Source organism: Deinococcus koreensis, from assembly GCF_002901445.1.
In the GTDB taxonomy this organism is placed as follows: Bacteria; Deinococcota; Deinococci; order Deinococcales; family Deinococcaceae; genus Deinococcus; species Deinococcus koreensis.
Genome location: NZ_PPPD01000001.1, coordinates 1,446,583 through 1,472,501, shown reverse-complemented (window position 1 = coordinate 1,472,501; position 25,919 = coordinate 1,446,583). Strand labels below are relative to the sequence as shown.

25 protein-coding genes are annotated in these 25,919 nt (G+C 69.7%); 11 read left to right on the top strand and 14 right to left on the bottom strand.

Translation table 11 applies throughout. The features are described from left to right. Positions 1-83: 83 nt before the first annotated feature. The 5 genes from CVO96_RS07010 to CVO96_RS06990 all read right to left on the bottom strand — a co-directional run bounded on the left by CVO96_RS07010 (position 84) and on the right by CVO96_RS06990 (position 3,739). The gene (locus CVO96_RS07010) at positions 84-683 is read right to left on the bottom strand and encodes an alpha/beta hydrolase (protein WP_103311604.1); all 600 of its coding nucleotides are present in this window, start codon (positions 681-683) and stop codon (positions 84-86) included. 90 nt (positions 684-773) lie between these two features. Then, positions 774-1,742 (bottom strand): ring-cleaving dioxygenase, encoded by a 969-nt coding sequence (locus CVO96_RS07005; protein ID WP_103311603.1) that lies wholly within the window; start codon positions 1,740-1,742, stop codon positions 774-776. Positions 1,743-1,820: 78 nt separating this feature from the next. After that, on the bottom strand, positions 1,821-2,795 hold the full coding sequence (locus CVO96_RS07000) for a ring-cleaving dioxygenase (protein ID WP_103311602.1): 975 nt from the start codon (positions 2,793-2,795) through the stop codon (positions 1,821-1,823). Then, entirely contained in the window at positions 2,792-3,229 is a 438-nt protein-coding gene (locus CVO96_RS06995; protein ID WP_103311601.1) for a MarR family winged helix-turn-helix transcriptional regulator, read from the bottom strand. The genes CVO96_RS07000 and CVO96_RS06995 overlap by 4 nt, the downstream gene beginning before the upstream one ends. A 117-nt stretch (positions 3,230-3,346) precedes the next feature. Beyond that, the gene (locus CVO96_RS06990) at positions 3,347-3,739 is read right to left on the bottom strand and encodes an endonuclease dU (protein WP_341476185.1); all 393 of its coding nucleotides are present in this window, start codon (positions 3,737-3,739) and stop codon (positions 3,347-3,349) included. A gap of 237 nt (positions 3,740-3,976) precedes the next feature. Here CVO96_RS06990 and CVO96_RS06985 point away from each other — a divergent pair, with 237 nt between their 5' ends. Continuing rightward, positions 3,977-5,077, top strand: a complete 1,101-nt coding sequence (locus CVO96_RS06985; RefSeq protein ID WP_103311600.1) for a GNAT family N-acetyltransferase — start codon at positions 3,977-3,979, stop codon at positions 5,075-5,077. 14 nt (positions 5,078-5,091) lie between these two features. Here the strand turns inward: CVO96_RS06985 and CVO96_RS06980 are convergent, their stop codons facing one another. After that, positions 5,092-5,292, bottom strand: a complete 201-nt coding sequence (locus CVO96_RS06980; RefSeq protein WP_103311599.1) for a hypothetical protein — start codon at positions 5,290-5,292, stop codon at positions 5,092-5,094. A gap of 676 nt (positions 5,293-5,968) precedes the next feature. Here CVO96_RS06980 and CVO96_RS06975 point away from each other — a divergent pair. Both CVO96_RS06975 and CVO96_RS06970 read left to right on the top strand, forming a co-directional pair. Continuing rightward, positions 5,969-6,427, top strand: a complete 459-nt coding sequence (locus CVO96_RS06975; RefSeq protein ID WP_103311598.1) for a (4Fe-4S)-binding protein — start codon at positions 5,969-5,971, stop codon at positions 6,425-6,427. A 111-nt stretch (positions 6,428-6,538) separates the two neighbouring features. Further along, the gene (locus CVO96_RS06970) at positions 6,539-7,843 is read left to right on the top strand and encodes a thymidine phosphorylase (protein ID WP_103311597.1); all 1,305 of its coding nucleotides are present in this window, start codon (positions 6,539-6,541) and stop codon (positions 7,841-7,843) included. Between the two features lie 84 nt (positions 7,844-7,927). Here CVO96_RS06970 and CVO96_RS06965 read toward each other — a convergent pair whose 3' ends face one another. Next, positions 7,928-8,305, bottom strand: coding sequence for a cell division protein FtsB (locus tag CVO96_RS06965; protein ID WP_243398203.1), 378 nt, complete (start codon positions 8,303-8,305; stop codon positions 7,928-7,930). Positions 8,306-8,395: 90 nt separating this feature from the next. Here CVO96_RS06965 and CVO96_RS06960 point away from each other — a divergent pair, with 90 nt between their 5' ends. The 3 genes from CVO96_RS06960 to CVO96_RS06950 all read left to right on the top strand — a co-directional run bounded on the left by CVO96_RS06960 (position 8,396) and on the right by CVO96_RS06950 (position 10,415). Further along, entirely contained in the window at positions 8,396-8,908 is a 513-nt protein-coding gene (locus CVO96_RS06960; RefSeq protein ID WP_103311595.1) for an acyl-CoA thioesterase, read from the top strand. Beyond that, positions 8,905-9,210 carry a hypothetical protein gene (locus CVO96_RS06955; protein ID WP_103311594.1) on the top strand — a complete coding sequence of 102 codons (306 nt, stop codon included), beginning with the start codon at positions 8,905-8,907 and terminating at the stop codon, positions 9,208-9,210. Before CVO96_RS06960 ends, CVO96_RS06955 begins: the two co-directional genes overlap by 4 nt. Before the next feature lie 296 nt (positions 9,211-9,506). Continuing rightward, on the top strand, positions 9,507-10,415 hold the full coding sequence (locus CVO96_RS06950) for an ROK family protein (protein WP_103311593.1): 909 nt from the start codon (positions 9,507-9,509) through the stop codon (positions 10,413-10,415). 67 nt (positions 10,416-10,482) lie between these two features. Here CVO96_RS06950 and CVO96_RS06945 read toward each other — a convergent pair whose 3' ends face one another. Beyond that, the gene (locus tag CVO96_RS06945; protein ID WP_103311592.1) at positions 10,483-12,414 is read right to left on the bottom strand and encodes an alpha/beta fold hydrolase; all 1,932 of its coding nucleotides are present in this window, start codon (positions 12,412-12,414) and stop codon (positions 10,483-10,485) included. A gap of 174 nt (positions 12,415-12,588) precedes the next feature. On the opposite strand from CVO96_RS06945, the gene CVO96_RS06940 reads away from it, so the two are divergent. Next, the gene (locus CVO96_RS06940) at positions 12,589-13,140 is read left to right on the top strand and encodes a hypothetical protein (RefSeq protein ID WP_133161758.1); all 552 of its coding nucleotides are present in this window, start codon (positions 12,589-12,591) and stop codon (positions 13,138-13,140) included. A 69-nt stretch (positions 13,141-13,209) separates the two neighbouring features. On the opposite strand, the gene CVO96_RS06935 is transcribed toward CVO96_RS06940, so the two are convergent. From CVO96_RS06935 to CVO96_RS06915, 5 genes are all read right to left on the bottom strand, one after another. Continuing rightward, on the bottom strand, positions 13,210-14,700 hold the full coding sequence (locus CVO96_RS06935) for a nitronate monooxygenase (RefSeq protein ID WP_423739360.1): 1,491 nt from the start codon (positions 14,698-14,700) through the stop codon (positions 13,210-13,212). 353 nt (positions 14,701-15,053) lie between these two features. Beyond that, positions 15,054-16,112, bottom strand: coding sequence for a 2-oxoacid:ferredoxin oxidoreductase subunit beta (locus CVO96_RS06930; RefSeq protein ID WP_103311590.1), 1,059 nt, complete (start codon positions 16,110-16,112; stop codon positions 15,054-15,056). After that, complete coding sequence (locus CVO96_RS06925) at positions 16,109-17,914, bottom strand: 2-oxoacid:acceptor oxidoreductase subunit alpha (protein WP_207795281.1); 1,806 nt, start codon at positions 17,912-17,914, stop codon at positions 16,109-16,111. Before CVO96_RS06925 ends, CVO96_RS06930 begins: the two co-directional genes overlap by 4 nt. Positions 17,915-18,247: 333 nt before the next feature. Continuing rightward, positions 18,248-18,589 (bottom strand): hypothetical protein, encoded by a 342-nt coding sequence (locus CVO96_RS06920; protein WP_133161757.1) that lies wholly within the window; start codon positions 18,587-18,589, stop codon positions 18,248-18,250. Positions 18,590-18,673: 84 nt separating this feature from the next. Beyond that, complete coding sequence (locus tag CVO96_RS06915) at positions 18,674-19,825, bottom strand: aminotransferase-like domain-containing protein (protein WP_103313341.1); 1,152 nt, start codon at positions 19,823-19,825, stop codon at positions 18,674-18,676. 161 nt (positions 19,826-19,986) lie between these two features. Between CVO96_RS06915 and fba the strand changes: the two genes are divergently transcribed. The 3 genes from fba to CVO96_RS06900 all read left to right on the top strand — a co-directional run bounded on the left by fba (position 19,987) and on the right by CVO96_RS06900 (position 24,513). After that, entirely contained in the window at positions 19,987-20,904 is a 918-nt protein-coding gene (fba, locus tag CVO96_RS06910) for a class II fructose-1,6-bisphosphate aldolase (protein WP_103311587.1), read from the top strand. Between the two features lie 124 nt (positions 20,905-21,028). Beyond that, entirely contained in the window at positions 21,029-21,745 is a 717-nt protein-coding gene (locus CVO96_RS06905; protein WP_103311586.1) for a hypothetical protein, read from the top strand. A 152-nt stretch (positions 21,746-21,897) separates the two neighbouring features. Beyond that, a complete protein-coding gene (locus CVO96_RS06900; RefSeq protein WP_103311585.1) occupies positions 21,898-24,513 on the top strand; it encodes a S8 family peptidase in 2,616 nt (871 codons plus the stop codon). Between the two features lie 74 nt (positions 24,514-24,587). Here the strand turns inward: CVO96_RS06900 and CVO96_RS06895 are convergent, their stop codons facing one another. Then, on the bottom strand, positions 24,588-25,364 hold the full coding sequence (locus CVO96_RS06895; RefSeq protein WP_103311584.1) for an SDR family oxidoreductase: 777 nt from the start codon (positions 25,362-25,364) through the stop codon (positions 24,588-24,590). A 90-nt stretch (positions 25,365-25,454) separates the two neighbouring features. Here CVO96_RS06895 and CVO96_RS06890 point away from each other — a divergent pair, with 90 nt between their 5' ends. Further along, positions 25,455-25,907, top strand: coding sequence for a winged helix-turn-helix transcriptional regulator (locus CVO96_RS06890; RefSeq protein ID WP_103311583.1), 453 nt, complete (start codon positions 25,455-25,457; stop codon positions 25,905-25,907). Positions 25,908-25,919: the final 12 nt, after the last annotated feature.

The following is a 25,919-nucleotide window of genomic DNA, read 5'->3' as shown; positions in this document are numbered from 1 at the left end:
GCAGTGTGCGGCCGGTCGTTGACGGCCCCCTGACCTTTCCTGACGGAGCCTTGGGAATTCAGGGGGCTGTGCTCATGTCACGCTCAGGACATGCCCGCCAGCCACGCCGCTGTGAGCTGGGCGTCCTGGGGGGTCAGTTCGTGGCCGGCGGCCAGCAGATGCTCCTCGACCCGCGCCCCCGCCCGGTTCAGGTAGGGCACCACGGGCGCGGCGAAGGGCTGGTAGGGATCGCGCTCGCCGCTCAGCACGAGCACGGGCAGGCCCTTCAGGTCGGCCTCCGGCGGCTCGTCCATGGGCATGACGGGGCGCAGGAGCACGGCCCCGGCCCATGCGTCAGGCCGGTGCGCGAGGCTCGCCAGGGCGATGTTCGCGCCGTTGGAGTAGCCCAGCGCCACCACCCTCGCTGCATTCAGGCCGTACTCCCGCGCCGCCTCGCCCACGAAGTCGGCCAGCGCCCCGGCCTCGGAGAGCAGGTGGGGCTGATCGTAGGAGGTGGCGGAAAAGCGCCGGAAGAAGCGCGGCGAGCCCTCCTCCAGCGAGCGGCCCTGCACGCCCAGCAGCGTCGCCGCCGGGGCGACCTGCCGCCCGAAGTCCATCAGTTGATGCTCGTTGCCGCCGGTGCCGTGCAGCAGCAGCAGGGTCAGGTCGCTCTCTCCGCGCTGCAGATGGTGAATCCAGTTCATAAGTCTCCTTCGGAGAGGCAGATGGCTGATGGCAGAAGGCCAGAACAAGGATCTTTTTAGCCTTCTGCCTTGAGCCTTCAGCCTTCTGCATCAGTCAATAGGCTTCAGGCCCGCCAGGATCTGCTCGCGGCGGCCCTCCAGAAAGGGCGGCAGGATGACCTTCTCGCCCAGGGTGTGCATGTCCTCGTCCACGCCGAAGCCGGGGCCGTCGGTGGCGATCTCGTACAGCACACCGTTCGGTTCGCGGAAGTAGAGCGAGCGGAACCAGAAGCGGTCGACCTCGCCGCTGGTCTGCAGCCCGAAGTGCCGGAAGTGCTGGGTCCAGGCGTGGTACTGCTCGTCGTTGGGCGTACGGAAGGCCACGTGATGCACGCCGCCCGCGCCGGGCGAGGCCGGGGCCAGGTCGGGGCGCACCGCCACGTGCAGCTCGGCGTGGGGGCCAGCCTGGGCCGGGTCGCCCATCTCGTACACGTGAACCGTGTGGGTTGGGCTCTCGGGATTCGGGTAATCGCGCAGGGGGCGCAGGTTCATCACCCTCTGCAGCACCAGATCGGTGTTCCGCAGGTTCGGCACGGTCATGGTGATCGGGCCCAGCCCACGGATCTGGTGCTCGGCGGGCACCGGGCTGCCGGCCCAGGCCACGGGCGCGTCCCCGGCGCCGCCGTCCGGGGTCAGGCTCAGGCGCTGGCCCTCATGATCCTCGAAGTCCAGCACGGGGCGGCCACCTCTGTCGTGAATGTCCCCGTGGCTCACGTTCAGTTCGGCGAAGCGGGCCTTCCAGTAGCCCAGGCTGGCCTCGCCCTGCACGCGCAGGCCGGTGCGGGTCACGGTGTTGTTGCCGCGCCGCTCGCGGGGCACCTTCCAGTCGAAGAAGGTGATGTCGCTGCCGGGCGAGCCCACCGAGTCGGCGTAGAACAGGTGATAAGCGCTGACGTCGTCCTGGTTCACGGAACGCTTGACCAGGCGCATACCCAAGTCCTGTGTGTAGAAGCGCTTGTTCTCGCGGATGTCGGCCGAGACGGCGGTGAGGTGGTGGAAGCCGGTGAGCTGCAGGGTCATGGGGTCTCCTTCGGAGGGGTGATGGTCGATCGTTGATGGTTGATGGAAAGAGCGCTGTTCCCTATCGACCATCGCCCATCAACCATCACCGGCGCCCAGCGCCAGCGGCCGCAGGTGCGCCTCGATGGTCGCGCGGCGCGGTTCCAGGAACGGGGGCAGCGAGAGCCGCTCGCCCAGTTCGTCCAGGCTCTCGTCGGTGGCGAAGCCGGGGCCGTCCGTGGCGAGTTCGATCACCAGCCCGTTGGGGTCGCGCAGGTAGATGCTGGCGAAGTAGTGGCGATCCACCCGCCCGCTGCTGCCCAGGCCCTCGGCGTCCAGATGAAACAGCCAGGCCCGCAGTTCCTGTTCGTCGCGCATCCGCAGGGCGACGTGGTGCACACTGCCGGCGCCGGGGCGCGAGTGGGGCAGGTCGTCTCGCCCGGTGACGTGCAGCTCGGCGTGCGGGCCGCCCTCGCCCATCTCGAAGACGTGGGTGGTGAAGCCGTCGGTGAGATACGTCTGGACTTCCCGTAGGCCCAGGCCGCGTTCCAGAAAATCGCGGGTGGGCGCCAGCTCGGCCACGGTCAGGCCGCTGTAGCCCAGGCCCTGAATCTGATCCTCCTGGGGCACGTCGCTCTGGTCGTTCGGCACGCCGCGCGGCCCCTCGCCGCCGTCGTCGAACAGCGAGAGGCGGGTGCCGTCCACGTCCTCGAAGTCCAGGTGGGCGCGGCCGTCCCGGTAATGGACGCCGCCGTGGGGCACGCCGAAATCGTCCAGCCGCTGCACCCAGAAGCTCAGCGCCGCCTCGCCGGTCACGCGGAAGGTGGTGAGCGTGATCGAGTCGCGGCCCCGGTGCTCGCGGGCGGCGCGCGGGAAATCGAAGAAGGTCATGTCCGTGCCCGCGCTGCCCGCGCCGTCGGCGTAGAACAGGTGGTACATGCCCGGCGAGTCCTGGTTGACGGTCTTCTTCACCAGCCGCAGCCCCAGCACGCGGGTGTAGAAATCGTGGTTGGCGGCGATCTCGGCGCTCAGGGCGCTGACGTGGTGCACGCCGGACAGGGGAGGGGGGGTCATGGAGTCTCCTCGAAGCGGCGCCAGATGCCCGCCAGCAGCTCGGTCTCCTGGGGGCTCAGCCTGTCCAGGAAGCGGCTGCGAACCTCGCGCAGGTGGCGGGCGTGGATGCGGCGCAGTTTCTCCTCGCCCACCGAGGTCAGGTAGACCTCCCAGCCCCGGCCGTCCTCGGGGCAGCGGCGCCGGCCGATGAGGCCCTGGCGCTGCAACTTGTCGGCCAGCCGGGTCAGGCCGCCGCCGGAGAAGCGCAGGGAGCGGGCCAGCTCAGTCATCCTCATGCCGCTCAGGCCGGTGTCCTGCAGGGTGGTCAGCAGCTCGTAGGCGGGCAGGTTCAGCTCGTCCTTGCCCAGTTCGGCGTCCAGCGCCTTCCAGAGGCTGTCGTGCGTGTGCAGGAAGCCGCGCCAGGCCTGCTTTTCGGTGGGGGTGAGGTTCAGCATGGGTGTCCTTCGGTGGGTGGGAGAACAGTGGGAGGGAGGTGAGCCCGCTCCACTCAGGCTACTTGCTTTGCAAACTAAAGAGATGAGTGAACATCGAACGATCTCTGCACAGAACGTTCAGACCCGCTGGCCCCGGCTCGTTCCGCGCGCCACGCCGCCCGCGATCAGGTGGGCCGCCCGCAGGGCTTCGGGGATCCGGCCGGTGACGGTCAGCGCCGTCAGCGCGCCTGCGGCCTCGTCCAGCGTCAGACCGGCGCGCTGCACGTACACGCCGCCGCAGGCCTCCATCTCGCCCGCCGCCCCTATCAGCCGCCACCGGTGCGCCCCGCCCGGCACGTGCGCCAGCAGCGCCGCCCGCACCGCGCCCAGGTTTGGAGGCCGCCGGGCCACGACCAGCACGGGCCGCCCGGATGCGGCGTGCAGGGCGTGGATGTCCACGACGTTGAAGCCTGCCAGCGCGATGCCCTGCAGCAGGATGAGCCCCGCCTGATCGCCGGCCAGCGCGCTCAGTCGGGCCAGTTCCCGCGTGCTGTGGCGCCCGTCGCGCCGTACCCGGCCGGAGACCGCCTATGCAGGATGTAGCCCGCGTACAGTGCGCCGAACACCCGCACGTCTCCCCGGAACCCGCGGGCGAAGGGGGCGTCGCCCTGCGCCGATGGCGTGGGTCAGGGCCACGCTCCAGGGTAGCCGGCGCCTATCCGCCAGTTGGCGCATGTGCTCCTGACGCCCCGGGTTCACACTGCCCCCATGACGACGACCCCTCTACAGACGCGGCCGCCGGGCGAGGTGAGCGTGACCCCCTTCGATCCGCGTGGCGCCCCCGCCGAGCAGCGGCTGGCGGTGGGCACGCTGCTGGCGGCGGCCTACGCCTACGCCCTGCCGGACGACCCACCCCTGCTCCCCCACCGTGAGGCCATCGGCCTGACCCACCTGGGGCCGGACGAGCGGGCCGATCATTTCGTGATCTGGGACGGCCCGCAGGCGCAGAACAGTGAGGAGCAGAGCAGTCAGGCGCAGAACAGTCAGGTGCTGGGCTGGGCCTCGCTCAGCTACGACCTGAAGCAGAACACGCACGCCGCCCACGCGCGGGCCGTGGTGCATCCGGAGCACCGCCACCGGGGGCTGGGGCAGGCCCTGGGGCGGGCCCTGAAAGACGCCGCGCAGCGAGAGGGCCGGCGGGTGGTGACCTTCGGCACGTCCAGCACCTCCCTGGACGGCGAGAGATTCGCCGCTGCCCTGGGCGCCGAGCCCGCGCTGCCCATGCGCCAGAGCCGCCTCGACCTGGGGGCCCTGGACGCCGGGCTCCTGCGGGCGTGGCAGGTTCGCCCGCAGGGTGACCCGTACCGGCTGCGCGTCTGGCGTCAGGTGCCCGACGACTTCCTGCTCCGCGCCGCCGACATGATCATGGTCATGAACACCGCGCCGCGCGGTGATCTGGAGGTGGACGACTGGACGGTCACCCCCGAGATGATCCGCGCCTGGGACACCATGATCGAGGAGGGGGGCGAGGTGCGCTTCTTCATGGCGGCCGAGGATATCCGCAGTGGGCAGCTCGACGGCTACACCGAGGTCTTCTGGTCTCCCGAACGCGCCGCGCTGGTCTACCAGGGCGCGACGGCGGTGCGCCCCAGCGCCCGTGGCCTGGGCCTGGGCAAATGGCTCAAGGCCGCCATGCTGGAGCACGTGCTGGCCCGGTGCCCCGGCGCCCGCTGGATTCGCACCAGCAACGCCCACGTGAACGAGGCCATGCTGGGCATCAACGTGGCGCTGGGCTTCACGCCCTGGCAGACCTTCACCGAATGGCAGCTGAAGCTGGCAGAGGAGCGCCCGAGCCCGGGCCGGTCATGACCGGTCAGGCCGCTTCAGGACACTTTCCGGCCCAGCAGCCGCGCCACCGAGGCCAGCAGCGACGGCTGGGCCGGCACGGGCTCATCGTCCACGAGGAAGACGGAGCCATGTGAAAAATCGACGGGCGCGCGCGCCGGAGCCTCCTCCGGCTCGGCGACGACCTCGTCCCATTCCAGAACGCGGCGGACATGACGGCCATACTCCACGCTGGTCATGGTTCAGCATGGAAGATGAACCCTCTCTCAAGTCTTACAGCCCCCTGTCCGGTCAGCGCCTGGGCTGTGACAGTTCTGTCAGAAACGAGATGCAGGGGCCGCTGGTCTGGCCCCTGCATTGGGTGTCTGGATCGGGTCTGGTGCGCTGGAACAGTTCGGCTGCGCTGAAATCTCAGCCGGCCCAGGTCAGGTGACTGCTGTGTGTGGCCGGACGCGGCCTCACTGCCGGGGTGCGCCCAGTGGGCAGCGGCACCTTGTCCACCTGGGGAAGAAGGATAGGGGGGAGGGTCATGCCCCCAGTGTGTGGGAAGGGCTGAACGAGTGGATGATGCCACTCTTTAGGTGGAGACCAGCCCGGGTTAAGTCAAGCTTCAGAATCCAGGGGCGTGCTTTATCCGGAATTGACGGCCTGGGGGTCGGCGTCCCCCCACCCTCTTTCCTGAAAGGCCGTCAGAGACGTGGTGGATCCACGACAGGCGAGGGGCTTTGGGCAGAGGTGCCGGCTTCCACCCCACATCACAGGGGCCGACACGAGCGAGCCGGGGCCTCCGGGTGAACGGCCAGACCCAGCAGCCAGACCCAGCAGGAGGGGGCTGGAGGCGACCCCACGCCCCAGGCGGAGTCAAATAGCCAGGGGACGACCGTCGGTGGCCCGCCTCCAGCCCTACACTGGTTCATGACCCAGCCCACGAACGACGCCCTGGCCCTGGGCCGGGCCTATACCGGCGAAGGTGTCACGGTCTATTACGACGCGCGGCGGTGCCTGCACGTGGCCAACTGCGTGCGCGGGCTCCCCGAGGTCTTCAGGCCGCAGGAACGCCCCTGGATCCAGGCGGGCCAGGCCGGAGCCCAGGCGGTCGCGGCGGTCGTCCGCACCTGCCCCACCGGGGCGCTGCGTTACGTGCTGGAGGACGGAGAACCGGAACAGCCGGACACCACCACCACGATCACGCCCAGCCCGGACGGCCCGCTGATGATCCGGGGGAATCTGGTGATCCAGACGCCGGGCGGCGAGCACAGAGAAGTCCGCGCCGCCCTGTGCCGCTGCGGCCAGAGCGGCAACAAGCCGTACTGCGACGGCACGCACAGGAAGGTCGGCTGGACGAGTGGGGAGGGGCAGGAACCGCGCCCCTGAGCCGGATCTCATCCAGAACAGACGGTCTGGGCTCGGAGTTCGTCTGGAGCGGCCCTCCCGGACACCACCCCCTCCGGAAATCACCGCCCGGCGCCTGCTTTACACTGCCCTATGCCTCCTCTGAACATCCCCGATCTGATCCGCAAGAAGCGCGACGGCGAGACCCACCCGCGCGCCGAGCTGGAGGCGCTGGTGCTGGGCTACACGCGCGGCGAGGTGCCGGACTACCAGATCAGCGCGTGGCTGATGGCGGTCTACCTCAGGGGCATGACCCCCCAGGAGACCGCCGACCTGACCCTGGTGATGGCCGAGTCCGGGGATCAGCTGAACCTGGGCGATCTGCCGCGCACCGTGGACAAGCACTCGACCGGCGGCGTGGGCGACAAGACCAGTCTGATCCTGACCCCCATGCTCTCGGCGCTGAGCCTGACCGTGGCGAAGATGAGCGGGCGTGGCCTGGCCCACACCGGCGGCACCATCGACAAGCTGGAGAGCTTTCCCGGCTGGACGTCCGAGCTGTCCGAGGAGCGCTTTCTGGCGCAGGCCCACGACATCGGCCTGGCGCTGGTGGGGCAGAGCAGGGATCTGGCGCCCGCCGACGGCAAGCTGTACGCCCTGCGCGACGTGACCGCCACCGTGGACTGTCTGCCGCTGATCGCCTCCTCCATCATGAGCAAGAAGCTGGCCTCGGGCGCGCACACGGTGGTGCTGGACGTGAAGGTGGGCGCCGGGGCCTTCATGCGGACGCTGGACGACGGCCGGGCGCTGGCCCGCGCCATGGTGGACATCGGCACGCGGGCGGGGCGGCAGGTGCGCGCCGTGCTCACCGACATGGACACGCCCCTGGGCCACATGGCCGGCAACTCGCTGGAGGTGCGCGAGGCCCTGGCGACCCTGCGCGGCGAGGGCCCGCACGACCTGACCGAGCTGTGCGTGGCCCTGGCGGTGGAGGCGCTGGCCGCCCAGGGCGAGGACGAGACCCAGGCCGAGGCGCGGGCGCGCACCACCCTGGAAGACGGCAGCGCCCTGGCGAAATTCCGCGCCTTCATCGCGGCCCAGGGCGGCGACCCCACGCTGGTCGACCACCCGGAGCGGCTGGACGTGGCGCCCGGGCGCGAGGACGTGGGCGCGCCCGTGGGCGGCTTCGTGGAGCGCATCGACGCCCTGAGCGTGGGCCGCGCCGTGCTGGCCCTGGGCGGTGGCCGCGAGCGCAAGGGCGAGGCGATCGACCACGGGGTCGGCGTGGAGCTGCTCAGGAAGCCCGGCGAGGCGGTGCAGGCGGGCGAGGCCGTGCTGCGCCTCTACCACCGTGACGGCCGAGGCCTGGAGACGGCCCGCGACCTGGTGCGCTCCGGCCTGAGCATCAGCGCCCTGGCCCCGGTGCCCGACGACCTGATCCTCGACCGGGTGAATTGACGTCGGGGTGAAGGTCTCGATTCACCGGCCGGCTGCGCTCGATTCGAAGGCCGGCCCGCGTCCTGTGCCCGGGCCTCCGGGTTCCTACGGCAGCCGCACCATCTGGCAGTTCTCGCCGGGCACGTCGGGCGCGCTGGGCGACACGACGACCTTCTCGTCGGCGCCCACGAAGCCCTGGCAGCGCGCCAGCTGACGCAGGTACTGCGGATCGTTGGCCGCCGCCCGGGCGTCCTGCAGGATCCGGATATCGCTCTCCAGGGCGGCGATCCGCGCCTCGGTCTGGCGGTGCTGCTGGGTCCAGCTCAGGGTGCGGTAGCCCGTGTTGGCGAGCTGGAACGACAACTGCACGATGCCCAGCGCGGCCAGCAGGCTGGTTAGCATCAAGGCCAGGGGCAGCCGCGCCGCGCGCCGCCACCACGACCCGCGCGGGCGGGGGGGCACAGAGGGTGGGGCGTCGTCCATCCGGGCCAGCATACCGCCGGGAACGCGCGGCGGATGGGAGACCGGGCCGCTCTGTCCGGTGCCGCCAGCCGGTGCCACTACACTGGGCCCATGACCGCACAGACCACCCCCCCGGCGGGCCGTATCCCGGCGCTCAACTGGCCCGATGCCCACCGCTGCGTGATCCAGCTGCGCTACAGCGATCTGGACGCCATGGGCCATGTGAACAACGCCCGCTACGCCGAATATCTGGAGGTGTCGCGCATCGCGCTCTCGCAGGAACTGGGTCTCGGGGATGTGGACGACCTGTCCGTGCTGGCGCGGCTGGAACTCGACTATCTGGCCGAGATCCGTCTGGAGCACGAACTGGTGATCGAAACCCTGATCGAGCGGGTGGGGCGCACGAGCTGGGTCACGGTCTCGCGCTTCCTGGCAGACGGCCGCCCCTGTGCCCTGGCGCGTGGCGTGCAGGTCAGCGTGGACGAGGCCCACCAGCCGCGCGAGCTGCCCCAGGACTTCGCGGCGCGGGTGGCCCCGGTGCGCGTGGACAGCTTCCGCGCGATCGGCGGGAACGCGGTCGGTGAGCGGCCCACCGATCCCAACAGTGAGCCGGTGCGCCCATGACCCGCGCCACCTATGAAGACCGGGTGATGTACCAGGGCGACGTGTGGGTGCGGGTGGACACCCTGCCGCGCCTGCTGGCGGAGGGCTGGCGGCGCAGCCTCTCGGACGGCGGGGTGGTCAGCGTGGTGCGCACGCCCTTCCAGTGGGCGATGGGCTCTCCGGTGATCGAGATCGAAACCGGCGGCTACATGGGCGACGTGGGCCTGTACGTGCCGGAGGTGCAGCTCGCCGAGGCGCTGGAACTGCTGGGCTTCGAGCCGGAGGCCGTCGCCGCCGAGACCGACGACCGCACCGAGGACTAGCCGGAGGCGGGCGGAGAACCGCCGCAGGCTCATTGGCGCGCATCAGCGTCGTCTTCCCGAACTCACCGACGGAGCCTGCACGGTAGCTGTGAAGTGGCCGTGTCATGGCTGTGGAGCGGCTCCCCGGGCGGTGTCCGTCCCGGGCAGGCCATCTCCAGGCTGCTCAACGAGGACTAGCCCACCTGGGCGCCGCTCCCGTGGTGCGCGGGGTAAAGTTCCTCTGAACCCGGATCGTGGCGCCCGCCCGTCTGGACGCGCTGCCCCTTTCCCACCCCCACCCGACCCCAGGAGTCCCCATGACCACTCTGCCCACCCCCGAAACCATCTCCATCGGCGTCGATGTCGGCGGCACCAAGATCGCCACGGGCGTGCTGCGCGGCGACGAACTGCTCACGCGCCACGTCCAGCCCACCCCCGAGACCGGCTGGGAAGCCGTGCTGGACGCCATCGCCGCGCAGGTGCTGGCGCTGCAGGGGCAGCATCCGGAAGCCCGGCTGGTCGGCGTGGGCGTGCCGGGACCGCTGAACTCCGACCGCACCCGCGTGAAGTTCGCGCCGAACATCTACGGCTTTACCGACGTGCCGATGGTCGACGGCCTGCGCGACCGCCTGGGGCAGCGCATCGTGCTGGAGAACGACGCCAAGGCCGCCGCCCTGGCCGAAGCGCACCTGGGCGCGGCGCGCGGCGCCGAGAGCAGCATCTACGTGACCGTCAGCACCGGCATCGGCGCGGGCATCGTGCTGAACGGGCGGATCTGGCGGGGGCGGCACGGCATCGCGGGCGAACTGGGCCACATCACCGTGATGCCGGGCGGCCCGGTCAGCGGCGCGGGCCTGGACGGCGCGCTGGAGGCGATCGCGTCGGGCACCGCCATCGCCCGCGACGCCAGCTACGCCCTGAACCGCGACGTGAGCACGGCCGAGGCCTTCGAACTCGCCCAGCAGGGCCACCCGGCCGCGCGGCGCGTGGTGGGGCAGGCCATGAAACACATAGGGGTGGCGCTGGCGGATCTGCAGAAGGTGATCGATCCCGAGGTCTTCGTGATCGGCGGGGGCGTGGCCTCGGTGGGCGACTATTTCTTCCTGGGCGTGCAGAAGGCCGCCGACGAGTATGCCCAGGGCTTCGCTCCGGTCACCATCCGCCGCGCACAGCTGGGCACCGACGCCGGCGTGATCGGGGCGGCGCTGGCCGCGCGGCACGGCTGAGCGACCCGGAACACGGAGAACGCACCCGGAGGCCCATCCTCCGGGTGCGTCTGTGTCCTGAGCGGGCTTACGGGCAGGTGGTGGGCAGGGCCTGCTGCGCCAGCTTCTGCTGGATGTCTCTGGGCAGGCGCAGATCGAGCCTTGCCCCCCAGGTGCTGCGGGCACTGTCCACGATGATCTGGCGCGCGGCCTGGGCAGCCGCCAGGGCCTTCGGATCGCGGATCGCCTGGCTGCCCAGCGGGGCGGCGCTCAGGCAGCGCTGGCCGCCGGGCAGGCTCTGGGAACTCAGGGTCACCGGGTAGACCTTGTCCTCGAAGGGCAGGGGCTTGGCGGGGCAGCTGATCCGGCGCTCAGACGTGAGTGTGCCGCTCAGGAAGTAGTTCGTGATGGGCAGATCCACGCATTCGGTGTCGTAGGGGAAGGCGGTGTGCTGCGGCTCGTCCTCGACGAACAGCAGCCTCGCGCTGGGCGTGGCGTTGAAGGCGTTCAGGGCGCCCTCGGTGGCGGTGGCGGGGTCGAACTCGTTCTGCACCATCAGCACGGGGGGCATGGTGGCGGGCAGGGCGGGCCTCTGCACGGTGGCGCCGCCCTGCCAGTACAGGCAGGAGTTCGCCAGCGACGAGCCGCCGATCAGCGGGTACTTCTTGGCCTCGCTCTCGTCGAGTTGCCGCCAGTAGTTCTGGTCGGTGTTCCAGGGCGTGTCGTTGCAGGTGACGGCCGTGAAGGTGGCTGAGGATTCTCCCAGCGTGACCGGCTGGGGCGGGGCGTTGAGTACGCTGTCGCGGATGAACACCAGATTGATGGCCATCTGCCGGGCCAGGTCGTTCAGGGTGGGATCTTTGAAATACGTCTTGGTCTGCACCGCCTCGAACAGCTCGAACAGCGTGAGTGTCGGCTGGGCCTTGATTAGGTCGTCCAGGACGGTCGCCGCCCGCAGCATGATGCCGATGTTCGGCAGTCGCTCGCGGCTGTACATGGAGCCGGCGATCTCGTAGCCCACGATGAAGCGCAGCGGCTCGCCGAGGGCCTGCTCGCGGGCGTAGATCTGCTGGGCCGTCATGGGGCTCTCCCCAAACACGGCCGTGTTGATGCGGCTCAGGTAGGGAGCGACCACATCCCGGAAATCCCGCTCGAAGGCCCGGGGCTGGAGCTTGAAGGTTTCCTCGAAGTTGCTCGAGAAGTCGGTGTTGCCGTCCAGCAGCATCTTGCCGCTGTTCTGGGGGAAGCGCTTGGCGTACCACGAGCCCAGCCAGGTGCCGTAGGAATACCCGATGTAGTTCAGCTTCTGCTCGCCCAGCAGCTGCCGCATCAGGTCGAGGTCGCGCACGGTGGCGTCGGTGTTGATGAACGGCGTGACCGGATTCTTCTGGCAGGCTTTGGCGCTCAGCTGGCCAAAGCGGATCATGGTCTGGATGTTCTTCTCGCTGCGGTCGCTGGCGGGGGGCCGCAGCGGGTCGACCAGCTCGTTCGTGCCGCAGTACAGCCGGGTACTGTTGCCCACGCCGCGCGGCGAGAAGCCGATCAGGTCGTACCCGTCGGCCATCGCCTTGAGGTTCCGGCCGATGGCGTTTTTCTGGTCGGCCTTGCCCCAGGCGTACCCGTAGAGCGGCGCGAAGATCAGGCCGTCGCCACCGGGCCCACCCGGATTGAAGGCGATGATGCCCTGGCGCTTCGCCGGGGTGGCCGCCGCCGTGCGAATCACCGACATCGTGGCCGTACCGCGCCCGGGATTGGCCCAGTCCAGCGGCACCTTCACGTCGGCGCACTTCAGGCGGTCGCCGAGGTCGTTGTAGATGTCTTGAAGGGTCAGGGGCGTTTGTTCGTCGCCGCCGACTCTGGCCTCCGCTGGAATGCCCAGCACCGTGGGGTCGCAGGCCACCCAGTTCAGGGTCTGGCCGGTGAAGGGCTTCAGCGGATCGTCCACTGGTTTTTGCTGGTTGCAGCTGGCCAGCAGCAGGGCGGCGGAAGCGATGGCGGTCAGATGGGCGAAGTTCTTCATAACGCACCTCTACGGGGGCACCCTATCAGGGGTTGTAAATCAGGATTGCCTCACCTTTGGCAGGTACGTCTGAATGCCACATGAAGTTGCGGTGCCCCTTCAGATCAGTCCTCTCCCTCTGCCCCCCGGCGCCCAGGGGCGTGGTGTCAGCGCAGGTGCGATACTGGACTCACCATGCGTTCCCGCGTTGCTGTGACCCTGGCGGCGCTGCTGGCCGGAGCAGGAAGCGCCCAGGGCCTGCCCGGCGTTCCCTCGCGCCCCGGCTGGCCGCCCGTGCCACGCGTGTCGGCCCTGCCGGGCGGTCTGCTGCCGGTCACCGATACGGTGGTCAGGCGCACCCGTAACGTGTACACCGTGCTGGAGGTCTCGGCCCCCGCCCTGTACGGCCGGCCTGTCCGGGTGCAGGGCTACAGCCTGGACATGCTGCTGCGCTGGCACTGGCCCGGCATCCAGGCCTGGGCGCAGGCGGGCTTCCTGATCACCTTCAGCGGCGAGTCCGGAAGCGTCACCCTGAGCCTGCGGGACGTGTACGGGCACGGGGGAGTGCTGGCCTACGCCCTGGACGGCGCCCCTGCCGAATCCCCCTGGCCGGACGCTCAGGCGGGACAGCGCAGGGTCGCTGGATCGGAGGTCGGTTACGCCCTGGTGTGGCCGCAGACGGCGCCCGCCACGTTGCCGCAGCCGTGGGGCCTGCGGATGATCACGGTGAGGCCGCCCGGCCCCTGAGGCCAGAGCCCCTGTTGCCAACACTTCCCGACATTCTTCAATAGGCGCCGTCGCACCGGTCTGCTCCGCTCAGGACTCGGCAGAGGTGGACACGACTGAAGGGGTGGAGACACCCGAACTGGAGACGACCTTCTCGCCCCGCAGGTAGCGCACCACGTCCTCGGCGGTGTAGCCCAGCGGCCAGTCGCTCAGCGCGCTGATCCCGTCGCCGGAGGTCAGCAGCGGCAGTTCCTGGTAGCCGCCCTTCTGGATCTGGGCGTGCCCGGCGTCGGCCATCAGGGCGTTGCACAGGCACTTGCGGCCCACGGTCTCCTCCAGCTTGCCGTTCTTGGCCAGGAAGGTGTCCACGGGCTCGGCGGGGCAGCGCAGGCCGACCTTGCCCGCCGGGTCGCGGTACGCCTCTCGCAGGTAGCCGATGTCGCAGATGCGCGGGCGCTCCCGGTACAGCTCCTCGTTCGACAGGGTGTCCGGCAGGCGCACCACCTTGAACGGGAAGCCGGTGGGCGAGGCCAGTGGGTCGGTGAACACGCTCAGGCGCTCGTCCTGGGCGCGCTGGTGCACCTGGGAGCGCAGTTCGTCGCGGAAACCCGATTCCTGGCAGTAGGCGAACAGGGTGCCCACCTGAATTCCCGCCGCGCCCTGGTCGAGTGCAGCTCTCAGGGCCTCGGGCGAGCCGCTGCCGCCCGCCAGCCAGAAGGGCAGACTGAGTTTACGCATCTCGTCCAGGTCGGCCAGGTCGCGTTCGCCGTAGACCGGCTGGCCCAGGTCGTCGTAGGTGACCGTGCCGCGTGGGGGGGCGTTGTGGCCGCCGGCAGTGGGCGACTCGATCACGAAGCCCTCGATGGAGCCGCTGGCCTTGCGGGCCAGCACGCCCGCCAGCACGTGCGAGGTCACGATGGGGTAGAAGCGCGGCCGCCCCAGGCTCAGGCCGCCGAAGCCGTACTCGGCGGGGTCGAAGGTCACCATGACCGGCTCACCGGTCGAGTCGCCCTTGATGTCCAGCCGGATCGAGGCGGCCTTGCCCTGGGCGAAGGCGTCCAGCACGCCGGGGATATCGCGCGGAATGCCGGCGCCCATGATCACGGTGTCCACCCCGCCCAGCAGGCAGCCGTAGATGGCCGGCAGGGTGTGCATCTGCAGCTTGGTCAGCAGGTTGGCGCCCACGGGGTTGGCGTGCCCCTCCTTGGCCAGCGTGACCTCGACGAAGCCGCCCATGACCGCCAGCTCCCAGCCGACCCGGTGGTTGGTCAGGCTGGGCAGCGGCACGCGCTTGTAGCCCTTGCCGGGGGGGCGGCCCCCTTCGAGAAACCAGCCCCTGAGCACCTCCTGAACCCGCTCCTGATCGGGGTAGCCCTGCAGGGCGCGGCGCACGTGGCCGCCCTCGTCGCCGTCCTGCAGGCGGCGCACCATCAGGTTGTCGATGCCGGTGGCCGACACCACGCCCAGTTCGCCCAGGCTGGACACGGCGCGGGCCAGTTCCCAGCCGGAAATCGCCACGCCCATGCCCCCCTGGATGATGCGGGGGAGGGTGGCGCTCGGAGTACTCGTCAATGCAGTCATTGGGGCAATCGTTGGGGCAGTCATGGGGTCACCTGGGTCGCCGGCAACCCGGCTGGCGTCTGGGGCCAGCACCTTCGGAAGCGGCGGATACCCTGCCAGTATCGGCCCGTTCGCCCGGAGGAAACTCGATCTGGAACACGGTCAAGGAATCGTTCAGGGTGACGTGGTGCGGGGCGTGGCTGGCGCTGGGCAGCATGGTTGGTCGCAGGGGATACAGGCCGCGCCCCCGGACGCCTGCCCCCCGCAGGTTCAGTAGCTTCCGCGTGTCCTGCCCCCTGTCGGTTCGACGACAACCGCACCGGTCAGTCGGGACGGTGGCCTGGGAGGGCTCCGTGCGCTACCCGAACCGTGCCCTACCCGAACTGCCGCATCACGTCCGCCAGACTCTGCGGGCTGGGCCGGGTCAGCGCCTCGGGCAGCAGGGCCAGCGGGGTGTCGTGGACATGCTGGGTGTCGAGCAGGGTCGGGCGGGTCTCGTCCAGGTACAGCAGGCCGGTGAGGAGTTCGCCGCCGTGTCTGGCCCCCTCCAGCAGCGCCAGGGCGCTCAGGCGGCTCCTCGGGTCGTAGTCGCGGCCCAGCTTGCGGAGCTGCACGGTGGGGCCGTCGTGCAGCCGCACGCTGAGCACCTCGCCGGGTTCGTAGTCCACGCGGATCTCGTCGAACTCGGGTACGAAGGTGATGTCGTGGATGGGCACCTCGTGCGCCTTGCCATAGCCGTAGCTCTTGGTGCTCTCGTCGTGGTTGTTGAATGTCACGCAGGGCGAGATGATGTCCAGCACGGCGATGCCTTTGTAACTCAGGGCCGCCTTGAGCAGTTCCGTGACCTGCTTGGCGTCGCCGGCGAACGAGCGGGCCACGAAGCCCGCGCCCGCCAGGATCGCCTCGGCGCACAGGTCGAGGGCCGGCAGGTCGTTGGTGCCGATGTATTTCAGGGTCTGCCCCTGGTCGGCGGTGGCCGAGAACTGCCCCTTGGTGAGCCCGTACACGCCGTTGTTCTCGATGATGTAGACCATCGGCACGTTGCGCCGCACCGCATGTTTGAACTGCCCGATGCCGATGGAGCCGGTGTCGCCGTCGCCCGACACCGCTATGGCGGTGTGCCCGCGCTGGGCCAGCAGCGCGCCGGTCGTCACGCTGGGCATCCGGCCGTGCACGGTGTTGATGCCGTGCGAGCCGTTCAGGAAGTACGCCGGCGACTTGCTGGAACAGCCGATGCCCGAGAGCTTGAGCACCATGTGCGGGCGCAGGCCCAGCGCGTACGCCGCGTCGATGATCCGGCTGGAAATGGAGTCGTGGCCGCAGCCGGGACAGAGGGTACTGGGCAGGCCCTTGTAGTCGTTCTTGGCGAGCCCGGCGCTGTTCAGGGCGGCGGGGCGGGCGGGCGCTGGGTTGGAGGGGGCTGGGCTGGTCATGCGTTCACCTCTTCAGGACGGGTGGGGCTAGGAAGGGCCGCTTTCACCCGCGCAGCCACGAAGGCCCCGGTCAGCGGCAGGCCGTCGCAGTGGGCCACGCTGAGAATGCGGGTGGCGAACTCGGGGTATTCGGTGCGGAGCAGTATGGCGAGTTGCCCGTGCTGGTTCATCTCGACCACCACCGTCCGTTCGTGCGCCGCGATGAAGGCCCGGACGGCCGGGCTGAAGGGCAGCGCCCGCACGCGCAGGGAGTCAGTGTCCACGCCCTCCCGCTCCAGCATGACCCGTCCCTCGACGATCGCCGGGTGGGTGCTGCCCATCGCGATGATCCCGGTGTCCGCTCCCTCCCCGCTGACCACGGGCTCCGGCACCACCGTCCGCGCGTGCTCGTGCTTGCGGTCGAGCCGCGCCAGGTTGCGCTGCCAGTCCTCGGGGCGCTCGGAGTAGGTCGCCAGCTCGGTGTGTCCGGTGCCGCGCGTAAAATAGGCGGCCCCCATGGCGTCGTTTCCGGGCAGCGTGCGTGGGCCGACCCCGCTGCCGTCCTCGTCCTGGTAGCGCCCGAAACGCCCGCCCAGCGCCACGATGTCCTCGGCGCTCAGTACCTTGCCCCGCTTCATGGGCTGCTCCGGGTACGTGAAGGGCTCGGACATCCAGGCGTTCATGCCCAGGTCGAGGTCGCTGTTCACGAAGACCGGCGTCTGCAACTCGTCGGCGATATCGAAGGCCCGCCAGCCGAATTCGAAGCACTCGGCGGGCGTGGCGGGCAGCAGGATCACGTGCCGGGTGTCGCCGTGCGAGAGGTAATAGGTGCTGAGCAGGTCGCCCTGCGAGACGCGCGTGGGCAGGCCGGTGCTGGGGCCCATGCGCTGCACGTTCCAGATCACCAGCGGCACCTCGGCGAAGTAGGCGTACCCCGCGAACTCGGCCATCAGCGAGAGGCCGGGGCCGGAGGTGCTGGTCATGGCCCGCGCGCCCGCCCAGCCGGCCCCCACCAGCATGCCAATCGCGGCCAGTTCATCCTCGGCCTGCACGATGGCGAAGGTGGCCTTGCCGGTCTCGCTGTCCTGGCGCAGCTTGGGCATCCATTCGATCAGGCCCTCCGCCAGACTGGTCGCGGGCGTGATCGGGTACCACGAGACCACCGTGCAGCCACCGTAGATGGCGCCCAGCGCGGCGGCCGTGTTGCCGTCGATCAGGATCTTGCCGGCGGTGGCGTCCATCCGGCGCAACGTGTAGGGGTCGGTCTTGGTCAGGTTCACCGCGCACCACTCGAAGGCGGCCACGGCGATGTCGTAGTTGGCCCCCACCACCTTCGGCTTCCCGGCGAAGTTGCGCGTCAGGTAGTCGTGGATCGCCGTCATCTCGATGCCCAGCACCTGCGCCAGCGCCCCCACGTACACCAGATTCGCCATGCGGTCGCGGAACTTCACGTCGACCTCCTGCTCCTTCATGATCGCGTTCGCGGGCAGGGCGTACAGGCTCACGTCGTCCCGGGGCGCGGCCGGCTTCAGGTGGTCGGGGTAGAACATCACGCCTCCCGGTGGGAGGGCGCGCAGGTCTTCATCCAGCGTCTTGGCGTTGAAGGCCACCAGGATCTCCGGATCGTCCCGCCGCGCCGTGAAGCCCTCGCCGCTGACCCGGATCGAGTACCAGGTGGGCAGCCCCTTGATGTTGCTGGGAAAGACGTTCTTGGCGTTCACCGGCAGGCCCATGTGGAACAGCGCGTCGACCAGCGTGGCGTTAGCAGTCTGCGAGCCCGAGCCGTTCACCGTCGCCACCTGAATGGTGAAATCGTTGATCACCGGGTCGAGTCCAGGGCGGGGGCCTTGTCGCGGGGCGGGGTGCGTCATCCGGGAAACCTCTCAGGGAAGGAGGGGGCGAACCGGGTCGTCTCCCGGCTCCACGGTCAGGTTGTCGGTGCCCTGACTGTACTCCCGGCGAAGGTGTGGGGAATAGGGCACTGGAAGCATGGCAAATCCCCCGACACGGGGCCGGGGGTCGCCTGCGGGCAGGTCTGGGGCGTGGCGGGTCAGGCCACATGGGTCGGTCAGACTGGAGGGTGGCCCGGACTCACGTCGTCGCGGGGTGGGCACCGGGACAGGACGTGGCGGCCCTACCCGAGATCGACACCGCGATCAGGCGTGGCGCAGGACGAATTCCACGAGGAACAGCACGGCCGCCCCGATCAGGGCCGCGATGACCTGGTCGAAGGGCAGGGTGGGCAGGCGGTAGGTCTGCCCGAGTCGGGCACGCATTTGAGCCTCTCCCCGGCCCAGCGCAGTCTGGGAATACGCAATAGCCCCCGCGAGAAAGCACAGCGCGATCCCGCCCCAGTCCAGCGCCTGGGCGACGATATCGCTCGTCAGGTGGCGGTGGAGCACAAGAGCGGTCAACGTGGCGAGCGCGGCCACCACAGCGGCGCACACGATGCCGGAGGCCGCCACCTGCAGAGTTCGCTGGCTTCGCCTCTGGGTCATGGCGCGATGATAGGAAACAGGATGGCCGCGTGCCGGAACAGTTCAGCTAGCCGGGCGACGTCACGGATCACTTCTCTCAAATCTTCAGTCCAAAGCTTCCCGGATCGTCTCCCCCAGCGCCTGCATCCCGGTCTCGATCTGCTGGGGGGTCGCCGTGCAGTAGCTCAGGCGCATGGTGTTCTCGCCGCCGCCCAGGGCGTAAAACGGCGCGCCGGGCACGTAGGCGACCTTCCTGGCCACCGCGCGGGCCAGCATGGGGGTGGTGTCGATCCCCTCCGGCAGGGTCAGCCACAGGAACATGCCGCCCTCGGGAGTGGTGTGCTCCACGCCGCCGGGGAAGTGGCGCCCGATGCAGTCCAGCATGTGCCGGGCCCGCTCGCCGTAGGCCTTCTTCACGACCTCGATCTGGCGCGGCAGCACATCCTCCACCAGTTCAGCAACGATCATCTGGTTGAAGGTCGGCGTGTGCAGGTCGGCGCCCTGCTTGGCCATGATCAGCTTCTGCACGACCGGTCGGGCCGCCTGCACCCAGGCGTCGCGCAGGCCGGGCACCAGGGTCTTGGAGAACGAGCTGGAATAGATGACGTGATTGCTGTCCACATCGCCCGCCAGCGCCAGCCCCAGCGAGTACAGGCTGGGCAGCGGCTCGCCCGTGAAGCGCAGTGCGCCGTAGGGATCGTCCTCGATGACCAGGACGCCGTGTTGCGCGGTCAGTTCCACCAGCCGCTGCCGACGCTCCAGACTCAGGGTGCGCCCGGTGGGGTTCTGAAAGTTCGGCACGGCGTACAGCAGCTTGGCGCGGGTGGTCTTGAGAATGCCTTCCAGCGCGTCCACGTCGATGCCGCCCTCGTCGGTGGGAAGCTGCACGTAGTTCGGGCCGTAGGGCTGAAAGGACTGCAGCGCGCCCAGGTAGGTCGGCGCCTCGACCAGCACGGTGTCGCCCTCCGAGATCAGGATCTTGCCCAGCAGGTCGAGCCCCTGCTGGCTGCCGGTCACGATCTGTACGTTCTGGGCGGGAATCCCGGCCTGCGCGGCGATCCACCCCCGCAGCGGCGGATGGCCCTCGGTGGTCGAATACTGCAGCGCGGCCGGGCCGTAGGTGTCCAGCACGCGGTTCGCGGCGGCGCGCACCTCGGCGAGCGGGAACAGTTCCGGGGCGGGCAGGCCACCGGCGAAACTGATCACGTCGGGCTGCTGGGTGATCTTCAGGATCTCGCGGATGGCGCTGGCGGTCATGCCGCGCACCCGGCTGGCGAAGGCCGCCTGAAAGTCGGTGGACGTCGTAGGGCTCACGCTCTGTATCCTACGCCGGCCCCTGGAGCGGAGCAGACTGGACGAGGCCGGAGCGGCCGGGCGGCCTGGACGCTTAGACTGAAACGGCTCAAGGAGGTATTCACATGCTCGTCACCGGTAACGACATCCTGATTCCCGCCCGCGCCGGCAAATACGGCGTCGGCTCATTCAACACGAACAACATGGAGATCACGCAGGCGATCATCCACACCGCCGAGAAGCTCCGCAGCCCGGTCATGGTGCAGATGTCCGAGGGCGCCATCAAGTACGGCGGGCAGGATCTGGCGAACATCGTCAAGGACATCGCCACGCGCGCCAGCGTGCCGGTCGCGCTGCATCTGGATCACGGCTCCTCCTACGAATCGGCCCTCCGGGCCATCAAGATGGGCTTCACCTCGGTCATGATCGACGCCTCGCACCACGGCTTCGAGGAGAACGTCCACGAAACGAGGCGGGTCGTCGAGGCCGCGCACGCCATGGGCATCTCGGTCGAAGCCGAACTCGGGCGCCTGGGCGGCATCGAGGAGCACATCGTCGTGGACGAGAAGGACGCCTTCCTGACCGACCCCGAGGAAGCCGTGCAGTTCGTCGAGCAGACCGGCACGGACTACCTGGCCATCGCCATCGGCACCAGCCACGGCGCGTACAAGGGCAAGGGGCGGCCCTACATCGACCAGGCGCGCATCGCCCGGATCGGTGAGCTGCTGGGCATTCCGCTGGTCGCGCACGGCTCGTCCGGCGTGCCCGCCGAGATCGTGCAGCGCTTCCGGGCGGCGGGCGGCGAGATCGGCGAGGCCGCCGGCATCGACGACGACGACCTGCGCGAGGCCTGCCAGCACGGGATCGCCAAGGTGAATGTGGACACGGATCTGCGGCTGGCGAGCACGGTCGGCATCCGCGAGGTGCTGACGGCCAGCCCGAAGGAGTTCGACCCGCGCAAGATCTTCGGCCCGGCCAGAGACGTGATGGCCCAGGTCATCGAGCACAAGATGCGCGTGCTGGGCAGCGTCGGCAAGGCCTGAGCGGCTGGCCGTCCGGGGCGGGAATCGGGGCCGCGCCTTTCTGATCCGGCCCTGACCCCACCCTGAATGGGGGAGAGGAAAGCTGCGGAGAATTCTCACCCAGCCGCCTTATGCTCGCTGATGCATGCGGGCGGCCTTTTCCCTCTCTTTTTTCCTGTTCCTGGGGGCATTGGCCACGGCCGCCCAGAGCGGGGGAACCTCCGCACCGCCGCTGAATCCGGGCTGGCAGTCCCGGCTGGCCGCGCTGCTGCCGGCGACGGGCCAGACCGCGAGCGTGATGAGGCGCCAGCCCAACCTGACCATCTTGGATCTGACCCGCCGGGTCATGTATGTGCAGGGCAACCGCGAGGCGCTGAACAAGGTGCTCTCGGACTACCAGAGCGGCGTGCAGCCCACCTACGACGAGCGCCTGGGCATCACCCGCGAGGAGTTCAAACGCTACCTGGTGATCGAGGAAGAGCTGGTCAGCAGCGGCCGGACGGTTCGGCTGCCCGTCACGCGGGAGACCAGCCGGCTGACCTTCGGGGACGCGCCGGGGCTGGACGGCGTGCTCAAGGGTGTGAGCATCGACCTGAGGACGGGAGAGATGCGGGTGCCGGAGGGCTACGCGGCCCGGCCGATCGCGGTGGCCCCGAATACGGCCGAGGATGGCCGACTGCCGGTCAGATCCGGCTTCCAGTGGAAGATCAAGGGCAGCGATTCGAAGATCGGCAACGGCGTCAACGGCACCATGAACCTGCTGCAGCTCACCGACGATCAGATCATCCTGAGCTACAAGCGCACCAGCATGATCGCCCGTAAGCTCAGTGAAGGCGAGATCATCCTCAGCTACGAACGCTGAGCCCCGGGAAGGCGGCCCTTGGCGGCGCTCCACGCAGCGCGGTGATGGCTGCGGCCGAGCCGGCGGGAAGTCTGATGACCCCCTGACCCCAGGTCAAGGATTCCTCATGTGACCTTCAGGGCGAGTCACCTGGGCGCCGCTAGGCTGCCCCCATGAGAAGCCCTCTGAGAAGTACCGCCTTGATGCTCGGCGCCCTGACGCTGGGTGGTCTGTCCACCGCCGGCGCGGCCGGTCTGTCGCCGACCCTGCTGGAACGCGCCAAACGTGGCGATCAGTCTCAGGTGGGCGTGATCGTGCGCTTCGCCTTCGGAAATGACCAGCGTGGCCGCGCTCAGCTCAAGAACCTGCGCGGTCAGCTTGTCAGTCGGCTCAACCAGTTCGGCGCCAACGCCGGCTTCATCAACCAGGCGCTCAAGTCGGGCGCGGCCACGCAGCTGTGGCTCGACCAGAGCATCTACCTGCCGCTGACCCCCGTGCAGGCCCGCGCCCTGGCCGCCCTGCCCTTCGTGACCGACGTGTTCGAGAACTTCAAGGTGCAGATTCCGCGCGCTGTCGCCCTGAGCGCGGCCTCCGCGCCGGCCGGCACCCCCTGGCACCTGCAGAAGATCGGGGCGCCCCAGGCCTGGGCCGCCGGCTTTAAGGGCCAGGGCATCCGGATCGGGCACCTGGACTCGGGGATTGATGCCAGCCACCCGCAACTGAGCGGCAAGGTCGCGGCGTTCGCCGAGTTCAACGCGGCCGGCGACAAGGTGGGCGGCGGGCCGCGCGACACCACCAACCACGGCACGCACACGGCGGGCCTGCTGGTGGGCAACTCGGTCGGCGTGGCGCCCGACGCCAGGATCATCTCCGCGCTGGTGCTGCCCAACAACGAGGGGACGTTCGCCCAGGTGATCGCCGGGATGCAGTACGTCCTCGACCCCGACAACAACGCCGACACCGACGACGGCGCGGACGTCGTGAACATGAGCCTGGGCATTCCCGGCACCTTCGACGAGTTCATCGTGCCGGTGCAGAACATGATCCAGGCGGGCGTGGTGCCGGTCTTCGCCATCGGCAACTTCGGCCCGGCGTCGGCCTCCACCGGCAGCCCCGGCAACCTGCCCGACGCGATCGGCGTGGGCGCCGTGGGACAGGACGGCAACGTGGCCTCCTTCAGCTCGCGTGGCCCGGTGAACTGGACGGGCAAGATCAACGGCACCTTCGTGAAGCCCGACATCGCCGCGCCCGGCGTGGAGATCACCTCGTCCTTCCCCGGCAACAGCTACGGCGCGCTGAGCGGTTCCTCGCAGGCCAGCCCGATCGCGGCGGGCGCGGTGGCCCTGCTGCTCTCGGCCAAGCCGGGCACGGGCGTGGACGCCATCAAGAACGCGCTGTACTCCAGCGCCAGCAACGCCGGCAGCAAGAACAACAACGTCGGCTACGGCCTGATCAGCGTGCCGGGTGCGCTGGGCAAGCTGGGCGTGAACGCCGGTGCGCCGGCCCCCGCCCCTGCCCCCGCTCCGGCTCCTGCCCCCACGCCCGCTCCGGCTCCTGCTCCGGCCCCCGCTCCCGCGCCGGCCCCCACGCCTCCGCCCGCCCCGACCCCTGCACCGGCCCCGACGCCGGCGCCCAAACCCACTCCGGCCCCTGCGCCCGCCCCGGCCAAGCAGCCCACCGGCCCCGCCGGCTACGAGCTGTGCGCCCTGGAAGGCCAGTTCTGCAAGTTCACCGGCCAGCGTCAGGCCGCCTACGGTACCGATGGCAAGTACCTGACCGGCCTCGGCACCGACGGCTTCAACTGCACCAACGCCGAATGGGGCCGCGACCCCGCGCCCAGCCTGACCAAGGGCTGCTTCATCAAGCCCGTGGCGGGCGGCGGGACTCCGGCGCCGACCCCGGCCCCCAGGCCCACCCCCGCGCCAGCCCCGGCTCCGGCCCCCACCCCCGCGCCCAACACTGGCAAGAAGCCCACCGTGCTGCTGGTCGATGACGACATGGGCCAGGGCGCGGACGTGACGAACGCGCTGCGCGACGCCATCAAGGCGAACGCGGCCAGCGGCGGGGCCTTCGTGTTCAACACCCAGACCCAGGGCGCCGTGCCCCTGAGCGAACTGTCCCGCGCCGACATCGTGATCTGGGCGACCGGCGAGCAGTACCAGAACACCATCACGCCCGCCGACCAGAACACGCTGCGCCAGTACCTCGCGCAGGGCGGCCGCCTGATCGTGACCGGCCAGGACGTGGGCTACGACATCGGCCTGGGCGACTTCTACCAGACCACCCTGAAGACCCGCTTCGTGGCCGACTCCAGCGGCGAGGCCAAGTTCGTGACGCGTGGGGCCTTCGGTAGCACCGCCTTCACCCTGAACGCCCAGGGCAGCGCCGCGAACCAGTACTACCCCGACGTGATCGCGGATCGGGACGGCAGCTCGGTGGTCGCCTCCTACGGCAGCGCCAACGCCACGGCTGGCACCATCACGGCCCAGAGCATCCGCATCGATCCCAACCGGGCCCGCGCCACCCAGAAGGTGCAGGATCCGCGCGGCCTGGTCGAGCGCCTCGCAGCCAACGTCATCGGCTCGATCCTGAACCAGGTGCTGGGTGGCCAGCAGCAGAGCCAGCGCCCCCGCGTGACCGCCCAGAACGCCTCCGAGAACGCCGGCGCCATCGTCGCCAACGACGCCGGCCGCTACCGCACCGTGACCATGGGCTTCGGCCTGGAAGGGCTGAGCCCCAACAGCCGCAGCATCCTGATGAAGACCTCCTTCGACTGGCTGATGCGCTGAGCGACTGAAGCCACAGGCAAGAGGGCGTGTACCGCGCGGATCGCCGCAGGTACACGCCCCTTTCTGCTGTCGGTCTACCCGTGCGCCCGAGCCGCGCTTACGGCGTCGTTCATGCGCGTGAAGAAGGCGTTGTAGGCCCCGGCCCCGCCCGCCTCCGCGAAACGCAGGGCCTTGACCCGCTCCACGGTGATCTCGGCGGCGTCCGGTGAAGCCTCCAGCAGGCGCAGGGTCTCGCCGATAAAGTCCGCCAGCGGCATCGCGCTGGGGTCGTTCGCCTGCCATTCGCCCTGCAGCCCGGTCTGCACGTAGGGCGGAATCAGTTCGGTGACCTGCACGGCCGTGTCTTTCAGCTGGTAGCGCAGCGCCTGGGTGTACGAGTGGATGGCCGCCTTGCTGGCGCCGTAGGTCGGGGTCAGCGCCAGCGGCACGAAGGCCAGGCCCGACGAGACGGTCATGATCGTCGCCTGGGGGCGGGTCAGCAGGTGCGGCAGCAGGGCCGCCGTGAGCCGGATCGGCCCCAGCAGGTTGGTCGCGATGGTCGCCTCGGCCACGCCCAGGTCGCCGGAGGGCAGCGTCTCGTTCTGCATGATGCCGGCGTTGTGGATGACCACGTTCAGCTCGGGCACCTCGGCCGTGAGCTGCGCCGCGAAGGTGCCCATCGACCCGGCGTCGCTGATATCCAGCAGTGCCGAACGCATCCCCGGATGCCACGCCGTGACCTCGTCCAGCACGCTCTGGCGGCGCCCTGCGATGACGACCCGGTTGCCCCGGGCGTGGAAGGCTTCGGCCAGCGCCCGGCCGATGCCGGAGCCGCCGCCGGTGATCAGGATGGTGTTGCCAGTCATGTTCATGGTGAACCTCCTGGGGCGGAGTGTAAGCTGGATGCGCACCGATGGGAAGAAGGCACCCGGAAGTTCTATAGGCACCAAAAGGAGAGTGACGTGTTGACGGGAACAGAGACGCAGGTGAAGCTGAGCCAGTTGAAGAAGTCGGGAACTGCCTGCGCTGTCCCGACGACCCCAGGCGATCCCGAGCTGGACGCCCTGGTGAACGGGATCATCGGCCGGGTGGCCGACAAGTGGACGATGCTGGTGCTGGAGACCCTGGAGGAGCACGGGCGGCTGCGCTTCACGCGGCTGAGCGGCCTGATCGGCGGCGTCAGCCAGAAGATGCTGACCAAGACCCTGCGCCAGATGGAGGCCGACGGGCTGCTCGTGCGAACCGTGCACCCCGTCATTCCGCCCCATGTGGACTACGAACTGACAGGGCTGGGCCGCAGCCTGGGCGCCGCCTTCTGCGGCGTGTGGCTCTGGGCCGAGCAGCACCGGGAGGCCATCGAGCGCTCGCGCCTGCGCTACCAGCAGCGCCAGGCCGAAACCGAGACCGGGGGCTGAGCCGGCGCCGGC

Bases quoted from the DNA above. Each gene is read 5' to 3' on its own strand.
- CVO96_RS07010 (WP_103311604.1), bottom strand. From the start codon at position 683: ATGAACTGGATTCACCATCTGCAGCGCGGAGAGAGCGACCTGACCCTG.
- CVO96_RS07005 (WP_103311603.1), bottom strand. From the start codon at position 1,742: ATGACCCTGCAGCTCACCGGCTTCCACCACCTCACCGCCGTCTCGGCC.
- CVO96_RS07000 (WP_103311602.1), bottom strand. From the start codon at position 2,795: ATGACCCCCCCTCCCCTGTCCGGCGTGCACCACGTCAGCGCCCTGAGC.
- CVO96_RS06995 (WP_103311601.1), bottom strand. From the start codon at position 3,229: ATGCTGAACCTCACCCCCACCGAAAAGCAGGCCTGGCGCGGCTTCCTG.
- CVO96_RS06985 (WP_103311600.1), top strand. From the start codon at position 3,977: ATGACGACGACCCCTCTACAGACGCGGCCGCCGGGCGAGGTGAGCGTG.
- CVO96_RS06980 (WP_103311599.1), bottom strand. From the start codon at position 5,292: ATGACCAGCGTGGAGTATGGCCGTCATGTCCGCCGCGTTCTGGAATGG.
- CVO96_RS06975 (WP_103311598.1), top strand. From the start codon at position 5,969: ATGACCCAGCCCACGAACGACGCCCTGGCCCTGGGCCGGGCCTATACC.
- CVO96_RS06970 (WP_103311597.1), top strand. From the start codon at position 6,539: ATGCCTCCTCTGAACATCCCCGATCTGATCCGCAAGAAGCGCGACGGC.
- CVO96_RS06965 (WP_243398203.1), bottom strand. From the start codon at position 8,305: ATGGACGACGCCCCACCCTCTGTGCCCCCCCGCCCGCGCGGGTCGTGG.
- CVO96_RS06960 (WP_103311595.1), top strand. From the start codon at position 8,396: ATGACCGCACAGACCACCCCCCCGGCGGGCCGTATCCCGGCGCTCAAC.
- CVO96_RS06955 (WP_103311594.1), top strand. From the start codon at position 8,905: ATGACCCGCGCCACCTATGAAGACCGGGTGATGTACCAGGGCGACGTG.
- CVO96_RS06950 (WP_103311593.1), top strand. From the start codon at position 9,507: ATGACCACTCTGCCCACCCCCGAAACCATCTCCATCGGCGTCGATGTC.
- CVO96_RS06945 (WP_103311592.1), bottom strand. From the start codon at position 12,414: ATGAAGAACTTCGCCCATCTGACCGCCATCGCTTCCGCCGCCCTGCTG.
- CVO96_RS06940 (WP_133161758.1), top strand. From the start codon at position 12,589: ATGCGTTCCCGCGTTGCTGTGACCCTGGCGGCGCTGCTGGCCGGAGCA.
- CVO96_RS06935 (WP_423739360.1), bottom strand. From the start codon at position 14,700: ATGACTGCATTGACGAGTACTCCGAGCGCCACCCTCCCCCGCATCATC.
- CVO96_RS06930 (WP_103311590.1), bottom strand. From the start codon at position 16,112: ATGACCAGCCCAGCCCCCTCCAACCCAGCGCCCGCCCGCCCCGCCGCC.
- CVO96_RS06920 (WP_133161757.1), bottom strand. From the start codon at position 18,589: ATGACCCAGAGGCGAAGCCAGCGAACTCTGCAGGTGGCGGCCTCCGGC.
- CVO96_RS06915 (WP_103313341.1), bottom strand. From the start codon at position 19,825: ATGACCGCCAGCGCCATCCGCGAGATCCTGAAGATCACCCAGCAGCCC.
- fba (WP_103311587.1), top strand. From the start codon at position 19,987: ATGCTCGTCACCGGTAACGACATCCTGATTCCCGCCCGCGCCGGCAAA.
- CVO96_RS06905 (WP_103311586.1), top strand. From the start codon at position 21,029: ATGCGGGCGGCCTTTTCCCTCTCTTTTTTCCTGTTCCTGGGGGCATTG.
- CVO96_RS06900 (WP_103311585.1), top strand. From the start codon at position 21,898: ATGAGAAGCCCTCTGAGAAGTACCGCCTTGATGCTCGGCGCCCTGACG.
- CVO96_RS06895 (WP_103311584.1), bottom strand. From the start codon at position 25,364: ATGAACATGACTGGCAACACCATCCTGATCACCGGCGGCGGCTCCGGC.